Source organism: Streptococcus pseudopneumoniae, assembly GCF_038148935.1.
Taxonomy (GTDB): domain Bacteria; phylum Bacillota; class Bacilli; order Lactobacillales; family Streptococcaceae; genus Streptococcus; species Streptococcus pseudopneumoniae_U.
Genome location: NZ_JBBJZX010000186.1, coordinates 1 through 827 on the forward strand (window position 1 = coordinate 1; position 827 = coordinate 827).

At 40.3% G+C, this 827-nt stretch carries 2 pseudogenes; both read right to left on the reverse strand.

From position 1 onward, the window contains the following. Nucleotides 1-34: 34 nt before the first annotated feature. Nucleotides 35-339, reverse strand: a pseudogene (locus tag WKI42_RS10495) (helix-turn-helix domain-containing protein). A gap of 58 nt (nucleotides 340-397) precedes the next feature. After that, nucleotides 398-827, reverse strand: a pseudogene (locus WKI42_RS10500) (helix-turn-helix domain-containing protein); the annotation flags it as partial.

Below are 827 nucleotides of genomic sequence, written 5' to 3' on the forward strand. Positions count from 1 at the left end.
TCTTTGATTTTCATTGAGTATGAGTCTACTATAATCAACTCTTTTCCTGTTCGAGAGGGACGACTGCTAGTGTCTTTCCTAAACTGGCTAAAACTTTCAATACCGTATCCAACTGGGGGCTAGTCTTACCTGTTTCCATCCTAGCTATGACAGGCTGGCTCACTCCACTGAGTTCCTCTAGCTTTTTCTGGCTGATTCCTTGCTCATTCCTTGCTCATGTCTGGCCTCAATCAACTCACTCATGATAGCCACTCGCATATCACTTTCAAGGATTTCCTCCTTGGTAAAGAGTTCAGAGCGGACATCCTTCCAATTACTCCCAATAGCGCTATTCTTCATCACTTAACCCTCTTTCTTTTACGTCTATGTATTTTTTGAAAAAATGAGCGAATTATAATTCGATAGATTGACCAGCGGGTTTAAAATTGGTGCTAGCTTGTTTCTTAACAGATTTTCCTTTTCTAGGATAAAACAGATCCTGTTTGCTTAACCCCAATTTTCCATGATGAATCCAATAGTAAATGGTTGAAATTCCCACGTTAACCCCTTTAGCCATCCCCATCATTTCAGGCGAAAATTTTTGGTTATGATAGTGGAGAATCTTTTCCTTTAGTTCCTTGGTCAATCTTGATTTCTTGACCGAGTACTTGCGATTGCTTTCATAAGATTGTTGAGCGTAGTCGGCAGAGTAAAGCTCTTTAAAGCCCCCTTTTCCAAGACATTTTCGGACTGTCCCACGCTTGATTTCAGTATGGATAGTTTGAGGAGTTTTTCCAAGTAGAGAGGCAATTTCTCTATTTGATTTCCCTTCTTTTTTCCATCGTTCG